At 75.2% G+C, this 20,064-nt stretch carries 19 protein-coding genes; 15 read left to right on the forward strand and 4 right to left on the reverse strand.

Annotated elements, in window-relative coordinates; translation table 11 throughout:
* Complete coding sequence (locus tag ABD160_RS14565; RefSeq protein WP_344022555.1) at positions 1–990, forward strand: LLM class flavin-dependent oxidoreductase; 990 nt, start codon at positions 1–3, stop codon at positions 988–990.
* A gap of 31 nt (positions 991–1,021) precedes the next feature.
* Here ABD160_RS14565 and ABD160_RS14570 read toward each other — a convergent pair whose 3' ends face one another.
* Positions 1,022–2,161 (reverse strand): hypothetical protein, encoded by a 1,140-nt coding sequence (locus ABD160_RS14570; RefSeq protein WP_344022557.1) that lies wholly within the window; start codon positions 2,159–2,161, stop codon positions 1,022–1,024.
* Between the two features lie 97 nt (positions 2,162–2,258).
* Between ABD160_RS14570 and ABD160_RS14575 the strand changes: the two genes are divergently transcribed.
* The 4 genes from ABD160_RS14575 (at position 2,259) to ABD160_RS14590 (ending at position 7,920) form a co-directional block, all read left to right on the forward strand.
* Complete coding sequence (locus tag ABD160_RS14575; protein WP_344022559.1) at positions 2,259–3,017, forward strand: DUF3159 domain-containing protein; 759 nt, start codon at positions 2,259–2,261, stop codon at positions 3,015–3,017.
* Positions 3,014–4,324 (forward strand): MFS transporter, encoded by a 1,311-nt coding sequence (locus tag ABD160_RS14580; RefSeq protein ID WP_344022561.1) that lies wholly within the window; start codon positions 3,014–3,016, stop codon positions 4,322–4,324. Before ABD160_RS14575 ends, ABD160_RS14580 begins: the two co-directional genes overlap by 4 nt.
* 72 nt (positions 4,325–4,396) lie before the next feature.
* A complete protein-coding gene (locus ABD160_RS14585) occupies positions 4,397–5,113 on the forward strand; it encodes a helix-turn-helix domain-containing protein (RefSeq protein WP_344022563.1) in 717 nt (238 codons plus the stop codon).
* Between the two features lie 71 nt (positions 5,114–5,184).
* The gene (locus ABD160_RS14590) at positions 5,185–7,920 is read left to right on the forward strand and encodes an AAA family ATPase (protein ID WP_344022565.1); all 2,736 of its coding nucleotides are present in this window, start codon (positions 5,185–5,187) and stop codon (positions 7,918–7,920) included.
* A gap of 13 nt (positions 7,921–7,933) precedes the next feature.
* Here ABD160_RS14590 and ABD160_RS14595 read toward each other — a convergent pair whose 3' ends face one another.
* Entirely contained in the window at positions 7,934–8,287 is a 354-nt protein-coding gene (locus ABD160_RS14595) for a nuclear transport factor 2 family protein (RefSeq protein ID WP_344022567.1), read from the reverse strand.
* A gap of 195 nt (positions 8,288–8,482) precedes the next feature.
* Between ABD160_RS14595 and ABD160_RS14600 the strand changes: the two genes are divergently transcribed.
* From ABD160_RS14600 to ABD160_RS14635, 8 genes are all read left to right on the forward strand, one after another.
* Positions 8,483–8,626, forward strand: a complete 144-nt coding sequence (locus ABD160_RS14600) for a hypothetical protein (RefSeq protein WP_344022569.1) — start codon at positions 8,483–8,485, stop codon at positions 8,624–8,626.
* Positions 8,623–9,630, forward strand: a complete 1,008-nt coding sequence (locus ABD160_RS14605) for a zinc-dependent alcohol dehydrogenase (RefSeq protein WP_344022572.1) — start codon at positions 8,623–8,625, stop codon at positions 9,628–9,630. The genes ABD160_RS14600 and ABD160_RS14605 overlap by 4 nt, the downstream gene beginning before the upstream one ends.
* Positions 9,631–9,730: 100 nt before the next feature.
* Positions 9,731–10,609 (forward strand): SMP-30/gluconolactonase/LRE family protein, encoded by an 879-nt coding sequence (locus ABD160_RS14610; RefSeq protein ID WP_344022574.1) that lies wholly within the window; start codon positions 9,731–9,733, stop codon positions 10,607–10,609.
* A 58-nt stretch (positions 10,610–10,667) separates the two neighbouring features.
* On the forward strand, positions 10,668–11,792 hold the full coding sequence (locus ABD160_RS14615) for a LacI family DNA-binding transcriptional regulator (protein ID WP_344022576.1): 1,125 nt from the start codon (positions 10,668–10,670) through the stop codon (positions 11,790–11,792).
* A 522-nt stretch (positions 11,793–12,314) separates the two neighbouring features.
* Entirely contained in the window at positions 12,315–13,457 is a 1,143-nt protein-coding gene (gene chvE / locus ABD160_RS14620; RefSeq protein ID WP_344022578.1) for a multiple monosaccharide ABC transporter substrate-binding protein, read from the forward strand.
* Positions 13,458–13,578: 121 nt separating this feature from the next.
* Positions 13,579–15,096, forward strand: a complete 1,518-nt coding sequence (mmsA, locus tag ABD160_RS14625; protein ID WP_344022814.1) for a multiple monosaccharide ABC transporter ATP-binding protein — start codon at positions 13,579–13,581, stop codon at positions 15,094–15,096.
* The gene (mmsB, locus tag ABD160_RS14630) at positions 15,093–16,334 is read left to right on the forward strand and encodes a multiple monosaccharide ABC transporter permease (protein WP_344022580.1); all 1,242 of its coding nucleotides are present in this window, start codon (positions 15,093–15,095) and stop codon (positions 16,332–16,334) included. The genes mmsA and mmsB overlap by 4 nt, the downstream gene beginning before the upstream one ends.
* Positions 16,335–16,390: 56 nt before the next feature.
* Positions 16,391–16,573, forward strand: a complete 183-nt coding sequence (locus ABD160_RS14635; protein WP_344022582.1) for a hypothetical protein — start codon at positions 16,391–16,393, stop codon at positions 16,571–16,573.
* Positions 16,574–16,597: 24 nt separating this feature from the next.
* On the opposite strand, the gene ABD160_RS14640 is transcribed toward ABD160_RS14635, so the two are convergent.
* Positions 16,598–17,770, reverse strand: a complete 1,173-nt coding sequence (locus ABD160_RS14640; RefSeq protein WP_344022583.1) for an acetyl-CoA hydrolase/transferase C-terminal domain-containing protein — start codon at positions 17,768–17,770, stop codon at positions 16,598–16,600.
* A gap of 37 nt (positions 17,771–17,807) precedes the next feature.
* Positions 17,808–18,239, reverse strand: coding sequence for an ATP-binding protein (locus ABD160_RS14645; protein ID WP_344022584.1), 432 nt, complete (start codon positions 18,237–18,239; stop codon positions 17,808–17,810).
* A gap of 142 nt (positions 18,240–18,381) precedes the next feature.
* On the opposite strand from ABD160_RS14645, the gene ABD160_RS14650 reads away from it, so the two are divergent.
* Positions 18,382–19,221 carry a SigB/SigF/SigG family RNA polymerase sigma factor gene (locus ABD160_RS14650; protein ID WP_344022586.1) on the forward strand — a complete coding sequence of 280 codons (840 nt, stop codon included), beginning with the start codon at positions 18,382–18,384 and terminating at the stop codon, positions 19,219–19,221.
* 217 nt (positions 19,222–19,438) lie between these two features.
* Positions 19,439–19,924: a hypothetical protein gene (locus ABD160_RS14655; protein ID WP_344022588.1), complete on the forward strand. Its 486-nt coding sequence runs from the start codon at positions 19,439–19,441 to the stop codon at positions 19,922–19,924.
* The last annotated feature ends 140 nt before the right edge of the window (positions 19,925–20,064 follow it).

Below are 20,064 nucleotides of genomic sequence, written 5' to 3' on the forward strand. Positions count from 1 at the left end.
ATGAAGCTCGCTCTCTACCTGCCCAACTTCCGCGACCACGTCACGGTGAAGGAGCTGGAGGACCTGACCGTCCTCGCCGAGGACCTGGACTTCGACTCGGTCTGGACGCTGGACCGGATCATCGTCCCGGAGAGCTCGGACCGCCTGGAGCTGCAGTACCCGTTCGGCATGATGGACGACCTGCCCAGGGGGCTGCCGGTGGTCGCGGCCGGCAAGTGGTTCCAGGGCATGACGCTGATCCCGTGGCTCGCCGCGAAGACCGAGAAGGTCCGGATCGGCATGAGCATCATCGACACCCCCTACCGCTCGCCGGGCGTGCTGGCCGCCGAGCTCGCCACCCAGGACCACCTCGCGAACGGCAGGCTGAACGTCGGCGTCGGCTCCGGCTGGATGCCCGAGGAGTTCGCCGCCGCCAGCGCCGCGCACCTGTTCCCGCGCCGGCACGCGCACGTCCGCGAGACGATCGAGATCATGCAGGGCATCTGGTCGAACGAGCTGTTCGAGTACCACGGCGAGTTCGCCGACTTCCCGCTGTCCGGCTTCGGCCACAAGCCGGTCCAGCAGCCCGGGCCGCCGATCTTCTTCTCCGGCCTGAAGGACCCGAAGCGCTCGGCGAAGCGGATCGCCAAGTACGGCCTGCAGGGCTGGATCGGCATCCAGGACTCGCCCGAGGACATCCGCCGCTGGAAGGGCGAGATGGAGCGCGAGCTGGGCGAGCTCGGCCGCGGCTTCCCGGACGGCTTCGAGATGTGCAGCATGATCTGGTTCGTCATCACCGACGAGCCGATGGACCAGACCCCGGCGGGCAAGGCGACGAACCTGCTGGCCGGCAACGCCCAGCAGATCGAGGACATGCTGAAGCGCTACAAGGAGGCCGGGATGACGATGCCGCTGCTGTGGCCGCCGTTCCGCGACGTCCCGACCAGCAAGACCCTCGACGACCTCAAGCGGCTGAACGAGGAGATCCTGCCGAAGGTCAACGCGAGCTGAGCACCGGCCTCGCAGCGGCCGGCGGGGTGGCTCACCGGAGCCCCCGCCGGCCGACCAGGACCGCGAACACCGCCTGGACGACGACGTAGCCGACGACGAACGGCAGCATCACCAGCGCCGGGTGCGCCGTGCCGGGATCGGGCAGCGGCACCAGCCAGGCGAAGCCGACGACCAGGCCCGAGTTGAGCAGCGAGAGCCGCGCGTATCCGAACCCGTCGCCGTCGGCCTGGCGCCGGGCGAGCTCGAACACCACCATCAGCCGGAACAGCACGCCGACCAGCAGCGCCGCGAGGACCGGCGCGCCGACGGTGTAGCCCTCGCCGAGCACCCGCAGCACCGGCCACCCGAGTGCCGCGCCGAGCACGAGCAGCGGGACGAACACCGTCAGCATCCGGCGGCGGGTGGACCGGGCGAGGTCGGCGGCCCGGTGCGGCTCGCGGGCGGTCTGCACGGCCAGCGAGTTCGTGAAGAACACCGCGGCGGTGTCGACGACGACGGTCGCCTGCCAGGCGATGAAGAAGACCGCGCCGATCTCGTTGCCCATCCGGAAGTTCGCGAGCAGCGGGATCTGGTTGTAGAGCAGCACCGCGCCGAACTGGGCCACCGCGGTCGGCGCGAGGAACGCGGCCATCGAGGCCCGGGCCGGCAGGGTCCCCGCGTCGCCCGCGGCGGCGAACCGGCGCACCACGAACCAGAGCACGACGGTGCCCACGGCGATCCACAGCACCACCGGGACCACCCAGGACAGCACCATCCCCTGCGCGGCGAGGCCGCCGCCGAGCGCGGCCAGCAGCCCGATCCGGGCGATCGCGAAGGTGCCGCTGCGCCAGACCGCGAGCCACGGCCGGCCGACCGCGACCAGCACGAAGTCGTGGACGACGAACACGCCCCAGCCGGCGCAGCCGAGCACGAGCAGCAGCAGTCCCCAGCCGAACGGGGCGTCACCGGCGGCGATCTCGGCGACCCGCGGGACGACGAGCCCGTAGCCGAGGCCCACCAGCCCGGACAGCGGCATGATCAGGAGCAGGCTGCCGAACACCAGGCGGACCGACCTGCGCCCGGCGCCCGGGAGCCAGCGCATGAGCCCGATCCCGAGGTTGAGCTGGGCGGCGCCGGTGTGCGCCGGTCCCGCCCCGCCGACCCGGCCGGGGAGCGTGCACCCGGCCCGCACGCGTCGGTGACCTGGGTCACTGGCGGTTGAGTGTGCCGCGACGGCATCGACTCTCCTGGTTCCCGGATCACCGGGACGAAGGGGAGGACGAATGTCCATGACCGGACGACAGGACGACACACGGCCGGACGACGAGGCCGGCACGGGACCGCTGCCCGTCGTCGGGCAGGCGGGTCAGGCCGGGCAGGCAGGGCAGGCCGGGCCGGCCGGGCAGGGCCGGCCGGGCGGCCCTGCCGGGGCGCCTAAGGACCCGGCCGAGATGACCCTGCTCGACCACATGGGCGGCCCGATGGGGTTCGTCTACTCGGCGATCCCGGTCGTCGTGTTCGTCACCGCGAACGCGTTCCTGTCGCTGTCGCTGACGATCGGGATCTCGGTCGGATCGGGCCTGGCGCTGTTCGGCTACCGGCTGCTGCGCGGTGAGCGCTTCGCGCAGGCCGTCGGCAGCCTGCTCGGGGTCGTGCTCGCCTCCGCGCTGGTCGCGGTCACCGGATCGGCACGGGACTTCTTCGCGATCGGGATCTGGGTCTCGCTCGCCGGTTTCGTGTTCACCCTCGGGACCGTGCTGGCCCGGCGGCCGATCACCGGGGTGGTGTGGAACCTGGTGCACGGCGGCACCCACGACTGGCGGGCCGACCGGCCCACCCTGCGCGCACACGACATCGCGACGCTGGCCGCGGCGCTCGTCCTCGGCTCCCGGTTCGCGATCCAGCAGTGGCTCTACGTCACCGAGGCCACGACCGGGCTGGGCGTCGCCCGGGTGGTGATGGGCACCCCGCTGACGATCGTGGCCGCACTCGTCGTCGTGTGGGCGTTCCGGCGCAGCACCAAGCGCCTCGTCCCGTCCGGCCGATGAGCGTCGCCGGTGTCCGGCGCAGCCCGGCGGTGTGGCTGACCTCGTACGGGCTGTCGTTGCTGGGCAGGGGCATCGCCGCGGTGGTGCTGCCCCTGCTGGTGCTCGACCGCACCGGCGACGTGCTCGCCGCGGGCGTGCTGGCATCGGTATCGACGGCCGCGTCCGCGCTGACCGGGCTGGTCTCCGGGCTGCTGGTGGACCGGGTCGACCGGCGGACGGTGGCGGTCGCGTCGGACCTGCTCGCCGCGCTCGCGCTGGCCGCGCTGCCGCTGGTGGACCTGATGTGGGGGCTGAACCTGGCCTGGTTCCTGGTGTTCGGGGTGCTGCTCGCGATGATCCGGATCCCGGGGATGACCGCCCAGGAGACGCTGCTGCCCGCACTGGTGCGGCTCGGCGGCACCGCCCCCGGCCGGCTGGAGCGGTGGATCGCGATCCGGGAGAACCTCGGCAACGTGCTGCTGCTCGCCGGGCCCGGCGCCGGCGGGCTGCTGATCGCGCTGCTCGGCCCGGCGCCGTCGGTGCTGTGGGTGACGGCCGTGTCGAGCGTGCTCGCCGCGGCGACGACGCTGCTGCTGGACCCGCGGGCCGGCCGGATCGCCGGCCGGGCCCGGCAGGCCGCGCGCGGCGCGCTGCGCGGGGCGATGTCGGACCTGATCGCGTCGTGGCGGTTCCTCGCCCGCACCCGGCTGGTGCTCGGCACCACGCTGGTGTCGGCGGCGCTGGTGGCGGTGCTCGCGTCGCTGCAGACGACGGTGCTGCCCGCCTACTTCGTCGAGATGGACCTGCCCGCGCTGACCGGGCTGACGCTGAGCGCGCTGGCCGGCGGCGGCGTCGTCGGGTCGGCGCTGTACGCCGCACTGGCCGGACGGGTGCCGCGCCGGGTGTGGTTCGTCGTCGGGATGATCGGGTTCGGTGTCGGGTTCGGGCTGGTCGGGAGCCTGGCCGCGCCCTGGCTGGTGCTCGCCGCCGCCGCGCTGGTCGGTCTCACCAACGCCCCGGTCGCCGCGATCCTGGGCGTGCTGACGATCGAGGCGACCCCGGACCCGATGCGCGGCCGGGTGCTGGGCGCCCAGAACACCCTGGTGCTGGCGGCGCCCGCGCTGACCGGTGCGCCGGTCGCCGCGGTCGCCTCGTTCGCCGGGCTGGACGTCGCCGGGATCGTGCTGGCCGCCGTCGCGGCCGTCGCCGCGGTGGTCGCGCTGGTCGCGCCGGCCTTCCGGCGGCTGGACGACCTGCCGGACCCGGACGACGCCGCGCCGGGCCCGGGGGCGGGCACCGTCCCCCCGGTCCCGGCCGCGGGTTCCTGACGGTGGCCGCGGTGCGCCGCCGTGCGCGCGCGGGCTTGACCATGCCGTCGGGGCACGGTGTGGAGTGGGGTCATGGCCTGGAGCACCCGTGAGATCGCAGACCTGGCCGGCACCAGCCTCCGGGCGGTTCGGCACTACCACGAGGTCGGGCTCCTCGCCGAGCCCGAGCGGCTCTCGAACGGCTACAAGCAGTACGGCGTCGTGCACCTGGTCCGGCTGCTGCGCATCAAGCGGCTCGTCGACCTGGGCTTCTCGCTCGGCCAGATCGCCGGGATGGGCGACGACGACCACCATCCCGCGCAGGCGCTGCGCACCCTGGACGCCGAGCTCGCCTCGACCGTCGAGCAGCTGCAGCGGGCCCGCGTCGAGCTCGCCCTGATCCTGCGCCACCGCACCTCCACCGATCTGCCGCCCGGGCTCGTCCCGACGGCCGGGATGTCCGAGGCGGACCGGTCGCTCGTCGCCGTCATGAGCCGGGTGCTCGGGTCGCAACGGCTGGACGCGTACACCGAGCTGCTGCGCTCCGCGACCTCCGACCCGACCGACGGCGAGTTCGACGAGCTCCCCGCCGACGCCGACGCCGACGTCCGCAGCGACCTCGCCCGCCGGATGGCCCCGCACATCCGGCGGATCCGGAAGGAGCATCCGGGGGTCGGCGCACCGCTGTCCGGGGACCGGCCCGAGGACCGGCTGGCCGCGCGGACCGCGGCGACGGCGATGCAGGAGCTCTACAACCCGGCCCAGCTCGACGTGCTGCGCCGGGTCCGCGAGCTGATCGGGGACACCTGACGCGGCCGGTGGTGACTCCCCGCCCGGCTGGTGATGACACGTGACCTGCACGGACGGTAACTTCCCCGGTCATGCGGCTGCGCGGCCGGACGACCGAGCTCCGAGCCCTGTCCCGGCTCCTGGACGCGGCCCGCGCCGGCACGAGCGGGGTCCTCGTCCTGCGCGGCGAGCCCGGGATCGGCAAGACCGCGCTGCTGGACGCGGCGGTCGCCGCCGCCACCGGCATGCGGGTGCTCACCGTCACCGGGGTGGAGTCGGAGCGGGCGCTGGGCAACGGCGCGCTGCACCGGCTCACCGCCGGGTTCCTGGACCGCAGGCAGATCCTGCGCGAGCCGCAGCGGGCGGCGCTCGACGCCGCGCTCGGTCTGGGCCCCGGCCGGTCCGACCGCTTCCTGGTGTGCCTGGCGGTGCTGACGCTGCTCACCGACGCGGCGGGCGACGTCCCGCTGCTGTGCGTGTGCGACGACGCCCAGTGGCTCGATCACGAGTCGCTGCAGACGCTGACCTTCCTGGCCCGGCGGCTCGACGCCGATCCGGTGGTGCTGCTGTTCGGGGTGCGGGACACCGATCCGGCCGACCGGGTCCCGGAGCTGGACGGTCTCCCGGCGTTGCGGATCGGCGCGCTGCCCCCGGCGGACGCCAGGGAGCTGGCCGTCGAGGCGGCGCAGGGCCGCTTCGACGAGCGCGAGCTGGACCGGGTCGTCGCCGAGTCGGGCGGCAACCCGCTCGCCGTGCGCGAGCTGGCCACCGAGTGGCTGCACGCGCGCGGCCGCTCCGGCGACGGCGTCCCGCTGGCCCACCGGCTGCCGATGGGCCGCGCGCTGGAGGACCGGTTCCGGGACCGGATCCTGTGCCTGCCCGAGCCGGTCCGGGTGGCGCTGGCCGTGGTCGCCGCGGATCCGACGGGTGACGCGGAGCTGGTCACCCGGGCGCTGGCCGGGCTCGACGTCACCGCCGTGTCCGCGCTCGACGCGGGCGGGCCGGCGTCGGACCTGCTGGTCCTCGACCCGGTGCTCGGGTTCCGGCATCCGCTGATGCGGTCGGCCGCGTACTCCTGCGCGGACGAGCCGACCCGGCGCCGGGTGCACGCCGCGCTCGCCGCGGCCACCCCGGACGCCGACGCCGACCGCCGCGCGTGGCACCTGGCCGCCGCCACCGACGGCGCGGACGAGGCGGCCGCGGCCGAGCTGGAGTCGGCGGCCGGCCGGGCCCGCGACCGGGCCGGCTACAGCGCCGAGTCGGCGTTCCTGGCGGCGGCCGCCGATCTCAGCACCGATCCGGAGCTGCGGGCGGAGCGCCGGTTCGCGGCCGGTGTCGCGGCCATCCGGGCCGGGATGCCGGAGCGGGCGGACGCCGTGCTGCGGCAGGTCCCGTCCGGTGCGGGCGCGGTGGTCGCGCAGTCGATGGCGCTCGCCCGCGGCGCCGCCGCGCTGCAGCTGGACCGGATCGGCGAGGGCATGTCGCTGATGCTCGGTGCGACGGCCGGGCTCGCCGGGCTGCTCGACGGCGAGCTGCGCAGACAGGTCCGGCTGGAGACGTTGCAGACCCTGGTCATGGTCCCGTGGCTGGACCCGCCCGCGGTCGCGTCGGTCCTGGGGGAGGCGGAGCCGCCGGACCCGGACGATCCGGTCGCGGTCCTGCTGCAGGGACATCGCGCGCACCTGATCGACGGCTCGGTGGCCGGGCTGCGGGCGGTCGTCGACGGCTCGCCGGGCACGCTGCCCGCGGACGTCGTGACCCGGTGGGCACCGCTGCTGTCGGCCACCACCCGGGAACTGCTCGACGACCGGGCGATGGACGACCTGTCCGTCCGGATCCTGGCCGCGGCCCGCTCGGGTGGGGCGGCGACGACGCTGCGCAGCGCCCTGGTGTCCCGCGCGCTGACCGAGACGTTCGCCGGCCGGCTCGACGACGCCGAGGTGCACCACGGCGAGGCGGGCGAGGTCGCCGCGGTCACCGGGGGAGCGCCCGACCTGCGCCGGGCGCACGACGCGCTGCTGCGGGCCTGGCGGGACGACGGCGACGGGGTGCTCCGGGCCGCCGGCGCGCTCCCGCCCGCCGAGGGGGCACCGGTGGGCGGCGCCCAGGTGCAGCTGGTCCGGACCGCCCGGGCGGTGCTCGCGCTGGGGGCGGGCCGCTACGCGGACGCGGCGGCCGCGGCGCTCGAGGTCTACCGGGACGATCCGCCGTACTGGGGCCATCTCGCGCTGCCCGACCTGGTGGAGGGCGCGGTGCGCGGCGGGGACCGGGACGCCGCCCGCGCCGCGCTGGACCGGTTCGCGGTCCGGGCCCGCGGCACCGGGACGCCGTGGGCGCTGGGGCTGCTGGCCCGCAGCGCGGCGCTGCTCGCGGCGGCCGGTGACGCGGAGGCGCTGTACCGGGAGGCGGTGGACCGGCTGCGCGGCACCGTGGTGCGCACCGATCTCGCCCGGGCGCACCTGCTGTACGGCGAGTGGCTGCGGCGCCGGCGCCGGCGCACCGACGCCCGGCGCGAGCTGGCCGCCGCGCACGCGCTGTTCACGCAGATGGGGGCGCCGCGGTTCGCCGAGCGCGCCCGCACCGAGCTGGCCGCGGCCGGGGCGGCCACCCGGCCCGCCGCGGACCGGCCGGCCGCCGGACGCCCGGAGCTGACCCCGCAGGAGCACCGGATCGCCCGGCTGGCGGCGGCCGGGTCGACGAACTCGGAGATCGCCGCCGAGCTGGTGATCAGCGCGAACACCGTCGAGTACCACCTGAGGAAGGTGTTCGGGAAGATCGGCGTGCGGTCCCGCCGCGAGCTCGGGGCGGCCGGGTTCGGGAGCCCGTGAGCGGGCCGCCGGATCAGCCGCCGAGCAGGGTGTACAGCGCGCTGATCCGGCCGTCGGTGACCAGCACGACGTCGGTCCCGGTGACGACCGGATCGCCGCCCTCGGGGCCGAACCGCCAGTCGAGCACGCTCAGCCCGCCGGGGTTCTCGCGGACCTGCGCCAGGGCGAACCGGAACCCGGGCGCCCCGTCGAGCAGCGCGCCGGCCTTGGCCACGACGGCGGCGGGCCCGCGGACGGTCCCCTCGGGATCGTGGAAGGCCACGTCGGCGGTGTAGATCTCGTCGCCGGCCCGGGCCCGCGCGGCGGGATCGCGCTCGTCGAAGACCTCGAACAGGTTGCGCTGGGCGAGCTCGGCTGCGGAGGTCATGACGGTTCCCCTCGGTCGGCGGGCACCCTGGGCGGCGTGACCGGGCCGCACCATCCCAGGGCCGCGGCGGCCCCGTGTCAAGCGCCTCACCCGACCGAGCCTGTTAGCGTAAACATCCGGTGGTCACGGGGTCCGCCGGGACCTCGTCAAGGCGGTTGACTCAACACCTCTGCGAACGGCGAGGTCGTTGACACGATGAGTGTGAGCGCTAACAATCGAGCCCGGGCCGCCGCTCCGGCACGGTCCGGCAGCGGACGGCGACACGACGACGAGGTGGTGGGCGTGCACGAGCTCAGGGACTTCCCGCGCCGGGAGAAGCGGGCGGGCGCCACCCCGTGAGCGGCGTGCGGGCGCTGGTCGTCGAGCGACCCGGTGAGCTGCGGGTGGCCGACGCCGGCCGGGGCGGGCCGCTCGACCACGGCGAGGCCCTGGTGCGGGTCGCGTACGCCGGGATCTGCGGTTCGGACCGGGAGATCCTGGCCGGGACGCGGGCCCCCGGCTACGTCCGGTACCCGGTGGTGCCCGGGCACGAGTGGTCCGGGACCGTCATCGAGCTCGGGCCGGGGACCGATCCCCGGCTGCTCGGGCGCCGGGTCGTCGGCGAGGGCTTCCGCTACTGCGGCACCTGCGACGCCTGCCGCCGCGGCGAGACCAACCTGTGCCTGAGCGGGTACGACGAGACCGGCTTCACCCGCCCCGGCGCCTGCGCCGACGAGCTGCGGCTCCCGGCCCGGCTGCTGCACGTGCTGCCCGACGACGCCGACCTGCGCGGCGCCGCGCTCATCGAGCCCGCGGCCTGCATGGCCGAGGCGGTGCTCCAGGCCGCGCCGCTGCCCGGCGAGCGCGTCGCGGTGGTCGGCGGCGGGACGCTGGGACTGCTCGCCGTCCAGCTGCTGGCCGCGCACTCGCCGTCCGAGCTGCTGGTCGTCGATCCGCGGCCGCGCCCGGCGGCCGCCGCGGCCGGCGCGACCGGGGTCTGCCCGCCGGACCGGGCGGACGCCCGCGCCGGGACGTTCGACGTCGTCCTGGAGGCGGCCGGGGCCCGCGGGGCCGGCCGGCTGGCGGTCGGCCTCACCCGGCGCGGCGGCCGGGTGGTGCTGAGCGGGCTGCACGGCGGCGCCGACGACCTGCTGTCGCCGGCCGGGCTGGTCGAGGCCGCGGTGACGGTGCGTACGGTGTTCGGCGCACCGTCGCGGGCCTGGTCGTACGCGGTCGCCGCGTTCGCCGACGGGCGGCTGCGGCCGGCGCCGCTGATCAGCGACGAGCTGGTGCTGGAGGACGCGGTGCGGGCGCTCGGCCCGTCCGCTCCGCTGCCGACCGGAAAGGTGTTGCTGCACCCGTGATGCCCGTGTCCGTGTCCGTGCCCACCCGGCCCGTGCCCACCCGGCCGGCGCGCCGCATCGCCCCGGCCCGTGCCGCGGCGCCGGCGCACGGCGGGACGTCGTGACCCGCGAGCTGGTCGCCGAGCAGGTGACCGGCCCGGTGGCCGAGCACGGCGAGGGCCCGGTGTGGCACCCGTCGTTCGCCGGGGTGCGCTGGGTCGACATGCTCGCCGGCGACATCCTGGAGCTCGCCGGCGGCCGGGTGGGACGCACCCGCGTCGGCTCGGTCGCGGCGGCGTTCCGGCCGCGCCGCGACGGCGGCCTGGTGCTCGCCGACGAGCGCGGCTTCGTGCTGCTCGATCGCGACCTGCGGGTGCAGCGGCGGCTCGGCGACCTGTGGGACGACCCCGGCATCCGGATGAACGAGGGCGGCTGCGACCCGTCCGGCGCGTTCTGGTGCGGCTCGATGGCCTACGACACCCGGCCCGGCGCGGGCACCCTGTACCGGCTCGGGCCGGACCTGGACGTCGAGCCCGCGCTGACCGGCGTCACGATCTCCAACGGGCTCGCGTTCACCCCGGACGGCAGGCGCGCCTTCTACGTCGACACCCCGACCGGGCGGGTCGACGTGTTCGACGTCGATCCGGCCGCCGGTGCCGCCGGGCTGCACGACCGTCGGCCCGCCGCCGTCGTCGATCCGGCGGCCGGCCTGCCCGACGGTCTGGCCGTGGACTCCACCGGCGCCCTGTGGGTGGCACTGTGGGGCGGCTCCGCGGTGCACCGCTACACCCCGGACGGGGTGCTGGACACCGTCGTCCGGCTGCCGGTGAGCCGGGTGACCGCGTGCACGTTCGGCGATCCCGATCTCGGCACGCTGTTCGTGACGACGTCGCGCCAGGCGCTCACCGCCGACGAGCTCGCCGCCCAGCCGGCGGCCGGGGCGCTGTTCGCGGTGCGCCCGGGGACGACCGGCACGCCGGTGGCCGAGTTCAGCGGCTGAGGCCGATCACGGGTCGCTACCCTCCGTCGGGGCGGCAGCGGGCGAGGAGGAACGGGCGATGGGTGAGCGGACCCGGCGCGGCCCGTCCATGTTCGACGTCGCCCGGGTCGCCGGGGTGTCGCACCAGACCGTGTCCCGGGTGCTGAACGCGCACCCGAACGTCCGCGAGGTGACCCGCACCCGGGTGCTCTCCGCGATCGACGAGCTCGGGTACCGGCCGAACCGGGCCGCCCGGACGCTGGTCACCGGCCGGGACCGGGTGCTCGGCGTCGTCGCCCCCGGCTCGACGCTGTTCGGCCCGGTCTCGCTGCTCGCCGCGTTCGAGGAGCAGGCGGTCAACGCCGGCTTCGGGGTCAGCGTGGTGCGGATCCGCACGCTGGACGGCACCTCGGTGCGGGAGGCCGTCGACCGGCACCTCGACGGCCAGGTCTCGGGCATCGTGGTGATCGCCCCGGTGGCGCCGGTGGCCGCCGCGCTCGACGAGCTGCCCCGGACCGTCCCGCTGGTCACGGTGGACGGCGACCCGGCTCGCCCGGGCGCGATGGCCACCGTCGACCAGGTCGAGGGCGGCCGGGTGGCGACCCGGCGGCTGCTGGAGGCCGGGCACCGCACCGTCTGGCACATCTCCGGGCCGCCGGACTGGTTCGACGCGGCCGGCCGGGCCGCAGGCTGGGAGGCCGAGCTGCGGGCCGCGGGCTGCGAGGTGCCGCCGGTGGTGCCGGGGGACTGGAGCCCGGACGCCGGGTACCGGGCCGGGCAGTTCCTCGGCCGGATGCCCGAGGTGACCGCGGTGTTCGCGGCGAACGACGCGATGGCCACCGGTCTGCTGCACGCCCTGCACGAGCGTGGCCGGTCGGTGCCCGGCGACATCAGCGTCGTCGGGTTCGACGACGTGCCGTCCTCGGCGCACCTCATCCCGCCGCTGACCACGGTCCGTCCGGACTTCGAGGCCGTGGCGCGGGCGGCGCTGGAGCTGCTGGTCGCCGGGACCGACGGCTCCGGCGGCGTGCGCGACGTGGCCGGTGCGGCGGGCGGCGGTGCGGCGGGCGCCGGTGCTGCGGGCGCCGGTGCTGCGGCGGGCGCCGGTGACGCGCGCCGGGGCCCGGGCGGGGAGGCGGTCGCGCACCGCGGGGTGGTCCCGGTGCTGGTGGACCGGGACAGCGTCGGCCCGCCACCGGGCTGAGCCCGGCCGGAACGGCCTGCGGCGCGGGCCCCGGGGACGGCGGGTGACGCGCGGCCCGGAGCCTGCGGCGTGCCCCGGGCGGGGCCGGTGGCGCGGACCCGGTGGCGCGGACCTGGTGGCGCGGCGCCAGTGGCACGGACCTGGTGGCGCGGACCCGGCCGCGCGGACCCGGCGGCCGCGGGTCCGGTGACTCGCCCCGGAGGTCGGCGCGATCCCGAGACCGGCCCCGAACCTGCCGGCGCGACCCTCTCGCCCGCGTGGCCCCGGTTGCCTACTCTGGGGTACCGCCGCGCGCCCGCCCCCCGTCCCCGACACCGTTAGCGCTCACCCCGCCGACCCGCTGGAGCCGCGACGGCATTCGGTGCTGCCCAGCTTCCGGCGCATCTCACCTGCCTAGATCCACTCCGAAATTCGGTGATTCCCATCTCACGCGGTCTTTGTTAACGTTCACAGTCGACGAGCTGGAAGGCCAGCCGCCCGGCGCCCATCGCGCCGGGCGACATCTCGAAGAGGAGATCGCCCGTGTGGAAGAGAGTGCGCGCCGTCGCCGTCGGCGCTCTGCTGGTTGTGGGTCTGGCCGCGTGCGGCGGGGAGGGCGCCTCCGGTGGCGGGGGCGCGGGGACCGGTGCCTCCGCCGAGGACCTGCTGGTCGGCGTCGCGATGCCGACCCAGACCTCGGAGCGCTGGATCGCCGACGGCAACTCCGTGCGTGACCAGCTGAGCGAGGCCGGCTACCAGGTCGACCTGCAGTTCGCGAACGACGACATCCCGACCCAGTCGCAGCAGATCGACCAGATGATCACCCGCGGGGCCGATCTGCTGGTCGTCGCCGCGATCGACGGCACCGCGCTGTCCGGCCAGCTGCAGGCGGCCGCCGACGCCGGCATCCCGGTCATCTCCTACGACCGGCTGATCCGGGACACCGAGAACGTCGACTTCTACGTCACCTTCGACAACTTCCAGGTCGGCGTCGCCCAGGCGAACGCCCTGCTCACCGGCCTGGGCCTGCAGAACGAGGACGGCACGCCCGGCCCGGAGACCGGCCCGTTCGTGGTGGAGCTGTTCGCCGGCTCGCTGGACGACAACAACGCCTTCTTCTTCTACGACGGCGCGATGTCGGTGCTGCAGCCGCTGATCGACGACGGCACCCTGGTCGTCCGCAGCGGCCAGACCACCATCGAGCAGATCGCCACCCTGCGCTGGGCGCAGGAGACCGCGCAGCGCCGGATGGAGGACCTGCTCACCTCCGCCTACAGCGACGGGACGCCGGTCGCCGGCGTGCTCTCGCCCTACGACGGCATCTCCCGCGGCATCATCACCGCGCTGCAGAACGCCGGCTACGGCGGCCCGGACCGGCCGCTGCCGGTCGTCACCGGGCAGGACGCCGAGATCGCGTCGGTGAACCTGATCAGCCGCGGGGTGCAGAACTCGACGATCTTCAAGGACACCCGCGAGCTCGCCGCACAGGCCGTCGTCGCGGCCCAGGCGTTCCTCGAGGGCGGCGTCCCGGAGGCCAACGACACCACCACCTACGACAACGGCGTCAAGGTCGTCCCGTCGTACCTGCTCCCGGTGCAGACGGTGTACCAGGAGAACATCCAGCAGGTGCTCGTCGACTCGGGGTACTACACCGCCGAGGACGTCGAGCGCGGCCAGCAGGGCTGATCCCGATCCCGGGTGCCCGGGCCGACACCCTCCCCGGCCCGGGCACCCGTCACCACGAAGCACGGAGGACCTCGTGCCCGATCACGAGCCGGCCGGTGAGCAGCCGGACACGATTCTCGAGATGCGCTCCATCACCAAGACCTTCCCCGGCGTCACGGCGCTGTCCGAGGTCTCCCTCGCGGTGCGCCGCGGCGAGATCCACGCGATCTGCGGGGAGAACGGAGCGGGCAAGTCGACCCTGATGAAGGTGCTGTCCGGGGTGCACCCGGCGGGGAGCTACGAGGGCGAGATCGTCCTCGACGGGCGGACCGCCCGGTTCTCCGGCATCCGGGACAGCGAGTCCGACGGCGTGGTGATCATCCACCAGGAGCTGGCCCTGATCCCGCACCTGTCGATCGCCGAGAACATCTTCCTCGGCAACGAGCGGCGCGGCCGGTTCGGGCTGGTCGACTGGGCCCGCACGCACCGCGAGGCGGCGGCGCTGCTCGGCGAGGTCGGGCTGGACGAGAGCCCGTCCACCCCGGTCGGCCGGCTCGGCGTCGGCAAGCAGCAGCTCGTCGAGATCGTCAAGGCGATGGCGAAGGACGTCCGGCTGCTGATCCTGGACGAGCCGACCGCCGCGCTGAACGACACCGACTCGGCGCACCTGCTGGACCTGCTGCGCCGGTTCCGGGACAGCGGCATCACCGCGATCATCATCTCGCACAAGCTCGACGAGATCGTCCAGATCGCCGACCGCACCACGGTGATCCGGGACGGGCACAGCGTCGAGACCTTCACCATCGCCGACGAGCCCGCCCCGCGTAACCGGATCATCCGCGGGATGGTCGGGCGGGACCTGGCGTCGTTCTACCCGGACCGGGAGTCCCGGCCGGGGGAGGAGATGCTGCGGATCTCGGACTGGACGGTCCGCCACCCCACCCAGGACCGGACGGTGGTGCACTCGGCGTCGCTGTCGGTGCGGGCCGGAGAGGTCGTCGGGATCGCCGGGCTGATGGGCGCCGGGCGCACCGAGCTCGCGATGAGCGTGTTCGGCCGCTCCTGGGGCCGCGACATCAGCGGCCGGTTGTTCGTCGGCGGCCGGGAGGTCCGGGCCCGGACGGTGGACGAGGCGATCCGGGCCGGGATCGCCTACGTCACCGAGGACCGCAAGCACTACGGCCTGAACCTGGTGGAGGACATCCGCCGCAACGTCTCGGCGGCCGGGCTGTCCCGGCTCGCGAGGCGGGGCTGGGTGGACGCCGACCGGGAGCACCGGGTCGCCGAGGACTACCGGCGTGACCTGGGCATCCGCACCGCCGGTGTGACGAGCGGGGTCGGCACCCTCTCCGGCGGGAACCAGCAGAAGGTCGTGCTGGCGAAGTGGCTGTTCACCGAGCCGGAGGTGCTGATCCTCGACGAGCCGACCCGCGGCATCGACGTGGGCGCCCGCTACGAGATCTACGTGATCATCAACCGGCTGGTGGAGGCCGGGAAGGCGGTCCTGGTCATCTCCTCCGAGCTGCCGGAGCTGCTCGGCATCTGCGACCGCATCTACACCCTGTCCGCCGGCCGGATCACCGGAGAGGTGCCGGTCGCCGAGGCCACCCAGGAGGGCCTGATGGCCCTCATGACCGAGGAGTCGGAGTCTGCCGCATGACCAGCACCCTCAAGCGGGACCCGGCCGGCGAGAGCGGCGCCGCCGCCGCCCTGCACACCGGGACGAACAACCTGCGGACGCTGCTCACCCGCAACCTGCGCCAGAGCGGCATCGTGATCGCCTTCGTCGCGATCGTGGCGCTGTTCGCGGTGCTCACCGGCGGCGTCTCGCTGAGCCCCGGCAACATCACCAACATCGTCCTGCAGTACTCCTACATCCTGGTGCTCGCGATCGGCATGGTGATCGTGATCGTCGGCGGGCACATCGACCTGTCGGTCGGCTCGGTGGTCGCGCTGACCGGCGCGATCGCCGCGGTGCTGGTGATCGGCGGCGGCCTGCCCTGGTGGGTCGGGATCGCGGCCGCGATCGGCACCGGCGTGCTGGTCGGCGCCTGGCACGGGTTCTGGGTCGCCTACGTCGGCATCCCGGCGTTCATCGTGACCCTGGCCGGGATGCTGCTGTTCCGCGGCCTGACCCTGCAGGTGCTCGGCAACATCTCGCTCTCGCCGTTCCCGGCCGAGTACCAGATGGTCGCGGGCGGCTTCGTCAACGGCCTGATCGGCGGGCAGGGCTTCGACGCGTTCACCATGCTGATCGCCGCGGTCGGCGTCGCCGGGTACGCGGCGTTCGCCTACCGCTCGCGGATCGCGAAGGTCCTCGACCTGCAGCAGGTCGAGTCGTTCCCGCTGTTCGCCTGCCGGATCGCGCTGGTCGGCGTCGTCGTGCTGGCCTTCGCCTGGCAGCTGGCCACCTCCCGCGGGCTGCCGGTGGTGCTGGTGATCCTCAGCGTGCTGGTGCTGGCCTACGGCCTGATCACCCGGCGCACCGTGTTCGGCAGGCACGTCTACGCGATCGGCGGGAACCTGGCCGCGGCCCGGCTGTCCGGTGTGAAGGCCAGGGCCGTCACGTTCTGGATCTTCGTGAACATGGGCTTCCTGGCCGGCATCGCCGGGGTCATCTACTCGGCCCGCTCCAACGGCGCCCAGCCCGCGGCCGGGACGATGTTCGAGCTGGACGCGATCGCCGCCGCCTTCATCGGTGGCGCCGCGGTGACCGGCGGCGTCGGCACCGTGGTCGGCGCGCTGGTCGGCGGGCTGATCATGGCGGTGATGAGCAACGGCATGCAGCTGATGGGCGTCGACCAGTCGATGCAGTCGGTCGTCAAGGGGCTGGTGCTGCTGCTGGCGGTCGCGTTCGACGTCTGGAACAAGCGCCGCGCGCGCGGCACCGGGTCGTAACCCACCCGTCAGCCGGGAGCGGTGTGGACGGAACACGGGCCGGGCACAGTGCAGGTATGAGTGAGAGCAGCAACCAGCACGCCGACGTCTCCTGGCCGCACCCGGGCAGCGAGTCCGCCCGCCTCGGCGGGCACTACGCCCCGGCCGACGGTGCCGCCGACCGGTCCGCCCGCGAGCACGACGGGCGGCCGGCCGGCGACCGGTCCGGCCGTGCGGTCCGGCCCGGGGCGCGCGGCTGACCGGCCGGTCCGTCCCCGGCACCCTCAGCCGGTCGCGCCGTCCCACAGCGCCAGCAGGGCGCTCCGGCGCTCGGCCCGGTCCAGGCCGCGCAGGTCGGCGGTGCCGCGCTCGGTCACGACCACGTCGACGTCCTGGGACGGGGTGCTGACCGGCCGGGACAGCCGCCGCACCAGCGTCGGCGCTCCGCGGTGGGCCGAGGCGAGCGCGATCACCGACAGGCCGTCCCCGCGCACCCCGGCCGCGGCGAAGTCCGGGTGCCCGCCGATCATCCCGGCCGCCGAGCGGCCCAGACCCTCGACGTTGACCTGCCCGTCGACGTCGATCTCCAGCGCCGCGTTCAGCGCGATCAGCGGCGGCGCCCCGGCCGCGGAGAGCCGGCCGATGTCGTGCGTGTGCTCGACCGGGTGCAGCAGCGCCCGCCCGTCCGCCCAGTCGTAGAGCCGCCGGGTCCCGGCCAGGTAGGTGCTGACCGGCCGGTCCAGCAGCAGCCCGCGGGCGTCCAGGTCGACCACCGGATCGGGCAGCAGGCCGGAGTCGAGCCGCACCGGGACCTCGATCGCGGCGGCCATCGCGGCGGCGAGCCGGCCGGGGCCGACCTGGATCCGGGCCCCGGGCGGGACGAGCGCGGCGACCCGGCGGGCGATCGCCCCGTCGTCCGCGGTGGGCGGCGGGACGGTGAGCTCGGCCGGGCCGTCGCCGGTCTCCGCGAGGACGGTCACCGCGTCCGCGGGCAGCGCGGGCCCGGCGTCGGCGCACGGGCTGCCGTGCGACAGCACCGCCGCGACCGGCACCCCGGCCGCCACCAGGCCGCGCAGGTAGCCGACCTCGGCGCCGAACCGCAGGCCGCCGTCCGGGCCGCGGACCACGGACGCGACCAGCACGTCGGGGCGCAGCGGACCGCGCAGCAGCGCGGGCACCGCCGACAGCCGGGCCGGGACGAGGTGCGCGGCGCCGGACTCGACGGCCGCCCGGGTGCCGGGCCCGCCCATCACGACCCGGACGTCGTCGAACGCGGCCGGATCGAGATCCGGCGCCGGCACCGGATGCCAGCCCAACACGACCGACACGCCGCGGCCCGCGGCGACCCGGGACAGCGGCCCGTGCAGCGCCCGCGGGGTGCCGCAGCCGTCGGCCAGCGCGACCCGGCTGCCGGGGCGGACCAGTGCGGCGAGTGCGGACTCCGGACCGTGCGTCATGGGAGCAGCATCGGCCACCGGGCGCCGGGGCCCGCGGTCAGGTCGTGCAGACGCCCGGGCAGCGGCCGAGCGTGCGGTGCAGCGTGACGGTGGTGCCGTCGGCGCCCGGCCGCACGGAGACGTCCTCGGCGCAGGCGGTGATCATCAGCAGTCCGCGGCCGCGGTGGCCGTTGTCCTCCGGCGGGTCCCGCCAGCAGCCGTGGTCGGACACCTGGACGCGGACCCGCGGGCCCGGCCGCTGCACCTCGGCGCGCAGCGTGACGGTGCCGTCGGCGCCCAGCGGGTCGTCGCCGTAGGCGTGCTCGACGCTGTTGGACACCGCCTCGTTCACCGCCAGCACCAGGTCCGACGCCGTCTCGCAGGCGTGCTCCGCGCCGCACAGCGACGCCAGCCACCGGCCGACCTCCCGGCGGGCGCGGCTCGCGGCGCGCGGCTCGGCGGTCAGTTCCAGGACGAGGTGCGCGGCCATGGGTCGGCGTACCCCGCCGGGCGCCCGGCAACGCGTCCGTTGCGGGACGGGGTGCATCACATCCGTTCGACTCGCGGGCCGCGGGGCGTGGGCATACCGTCGCAAACGATGGGTACCTATCGTCGCCGCCGCGGGGAGCGGCATGGCTGAGGTCGATACCGGGGCCGGGACCGTGGGCCGCGACGACGCCTACGCGCACCTCGAGGCCCCGCTGCGCGCCTTCGCCGCCGCCGCCCCGGACGATCCGGACCGCGACCGGCTGCGCGACGAGCTGGTGCGCGGGTTCCAGCCGGTCGTCACGAACATCGCGAACCGGTACCGGCAGCGCGGCGAGCCCGTCGACGACCTGGAGCAGGTCGGCGCGATCGGCATGATCAACGCGCTGGACCGGTTCGATCCGGCCCAGGGCACCCCGTTCCTGGCGTTCGCGGTCCCCACCGTCACCGGCGAGATCCGCCGGCACTTCCGGGACCGCACCTGGTCGATGCGGGTGCCGCGGCGGCTCAAGGACGTCCAGGCCCGGCTGGGCCGGGCCCAGGAGGAGCTGTCGTCGCGGCTGGGCCGCGCGCCGCGGGTCTCCGAGCTCGCCGAGCACCTCGGGATCGGCCGCGAGGAGGTCATCGAGAGCCTGCAGGCGCGGGAGGGCTACCGGGCCGACTCGCTGGACCAGCTGGTGGGGCAGACGGACAGCCCGCTGGGTGACGTCGTCGGCGGGATCGACACCGGCCTGGACGCCGTCGACGCCCGCGAGTCGCTGCGCCCGGCCCTGCGCAAGCTCCCGGAACGCGAGCGCACGATCCTCATGCTGCGCTTCTTCGGCAACCGCACGCAGACCCAGATCGCCGAGCAGGTCGGGCTGTCCCAGATGCACGTCTCGCGGCTGCTCGCGCGCACCCTGGTCACGCTGCGCGGGCATCTCGCCGAGGAACCGGCGGCGGACGCCGGCGACCGGGACCGGCCACGGCTCCCGGAGGCCGGCTGACCGGATCGGGTGCCGTGTTTCGGCGCGGTGACCGTGGGTACTCTCCCGAGTTCCACGCACGTCGCCGTCCGTTCGTCAGCGCGGCCGGTCGTGCCATACCGAGTTGGTCCGTGCCGGAGTGCCGAGCGCGCCGCCGACCCGGCGGTACCGGCCCCGGTCCGGCACCGCCGGCGCGTCGCCGCGCCCGGCCCCGGCGTCGGAGCAGGGGAGGACCGTGATGGCCAAGAAGGCAGACAAGAACAAGAAGGCCGAGAAGGCCGAGAAGGACAAGAAGAGCAAGAAGATCGAGTCCGCGAAGAAGGACGTGAAGAAGGCCCGCCGCGCGGAGGAGAAGAAGGCCGAGCAGGCCGTCCGCGACGCCGCCAAGGCCGAGAAGAAGGCCAAGGAGAAGGCCAAGGAGCAGCGCAAGGAGCAGGAGCGCGCCGCGAAGGCCGAGAAGAAGGCGGCGAAGAAGGCCAAGGCCGCCCGGCTGGAGAAGGTCGCCAGCGCGAAGGCCGCGGAGAAGGCCGAGCGCAAGGCCGCCGAGAAGGCGAGCGAGAAGGTCGTCGCGGAGAAGCCGGGCACCGGCGTGGGCACCCCGGAGACGGACCCGTCGGCGAAGGAGGCCCGCCGCCGCGAGGCCGAGGCCGCCGCCGCCCGGATCGCCGAGGCGGTCAGCAGGAAGGTCAACGGCAGCCGGCCCGCGAAGGCCGGAAAGGCCTGACCAGGCCCGGAAAGGCCCGGAAAGGTCCGGGCCGCACCGGTACCGGCGCGCCCGGGTCCGCACGAGCGGGCCCGGGCGCGTCGGCGTCCGGGTGATCTTGCGCGGCCAAACGCATGAGTAGATGTTCAGTCTTGCACCTT

The organism is Pseudonocardia kongjuensis (assembly GCF_039526905.1).
GTDB classification, from domain to species: Bacteria; Actinomycetota; Actinomycetes; order Mycobacteriales; family Pseudonocardiaceae; genus Pseudonocardia; species Pseudonocardia kongjuensis.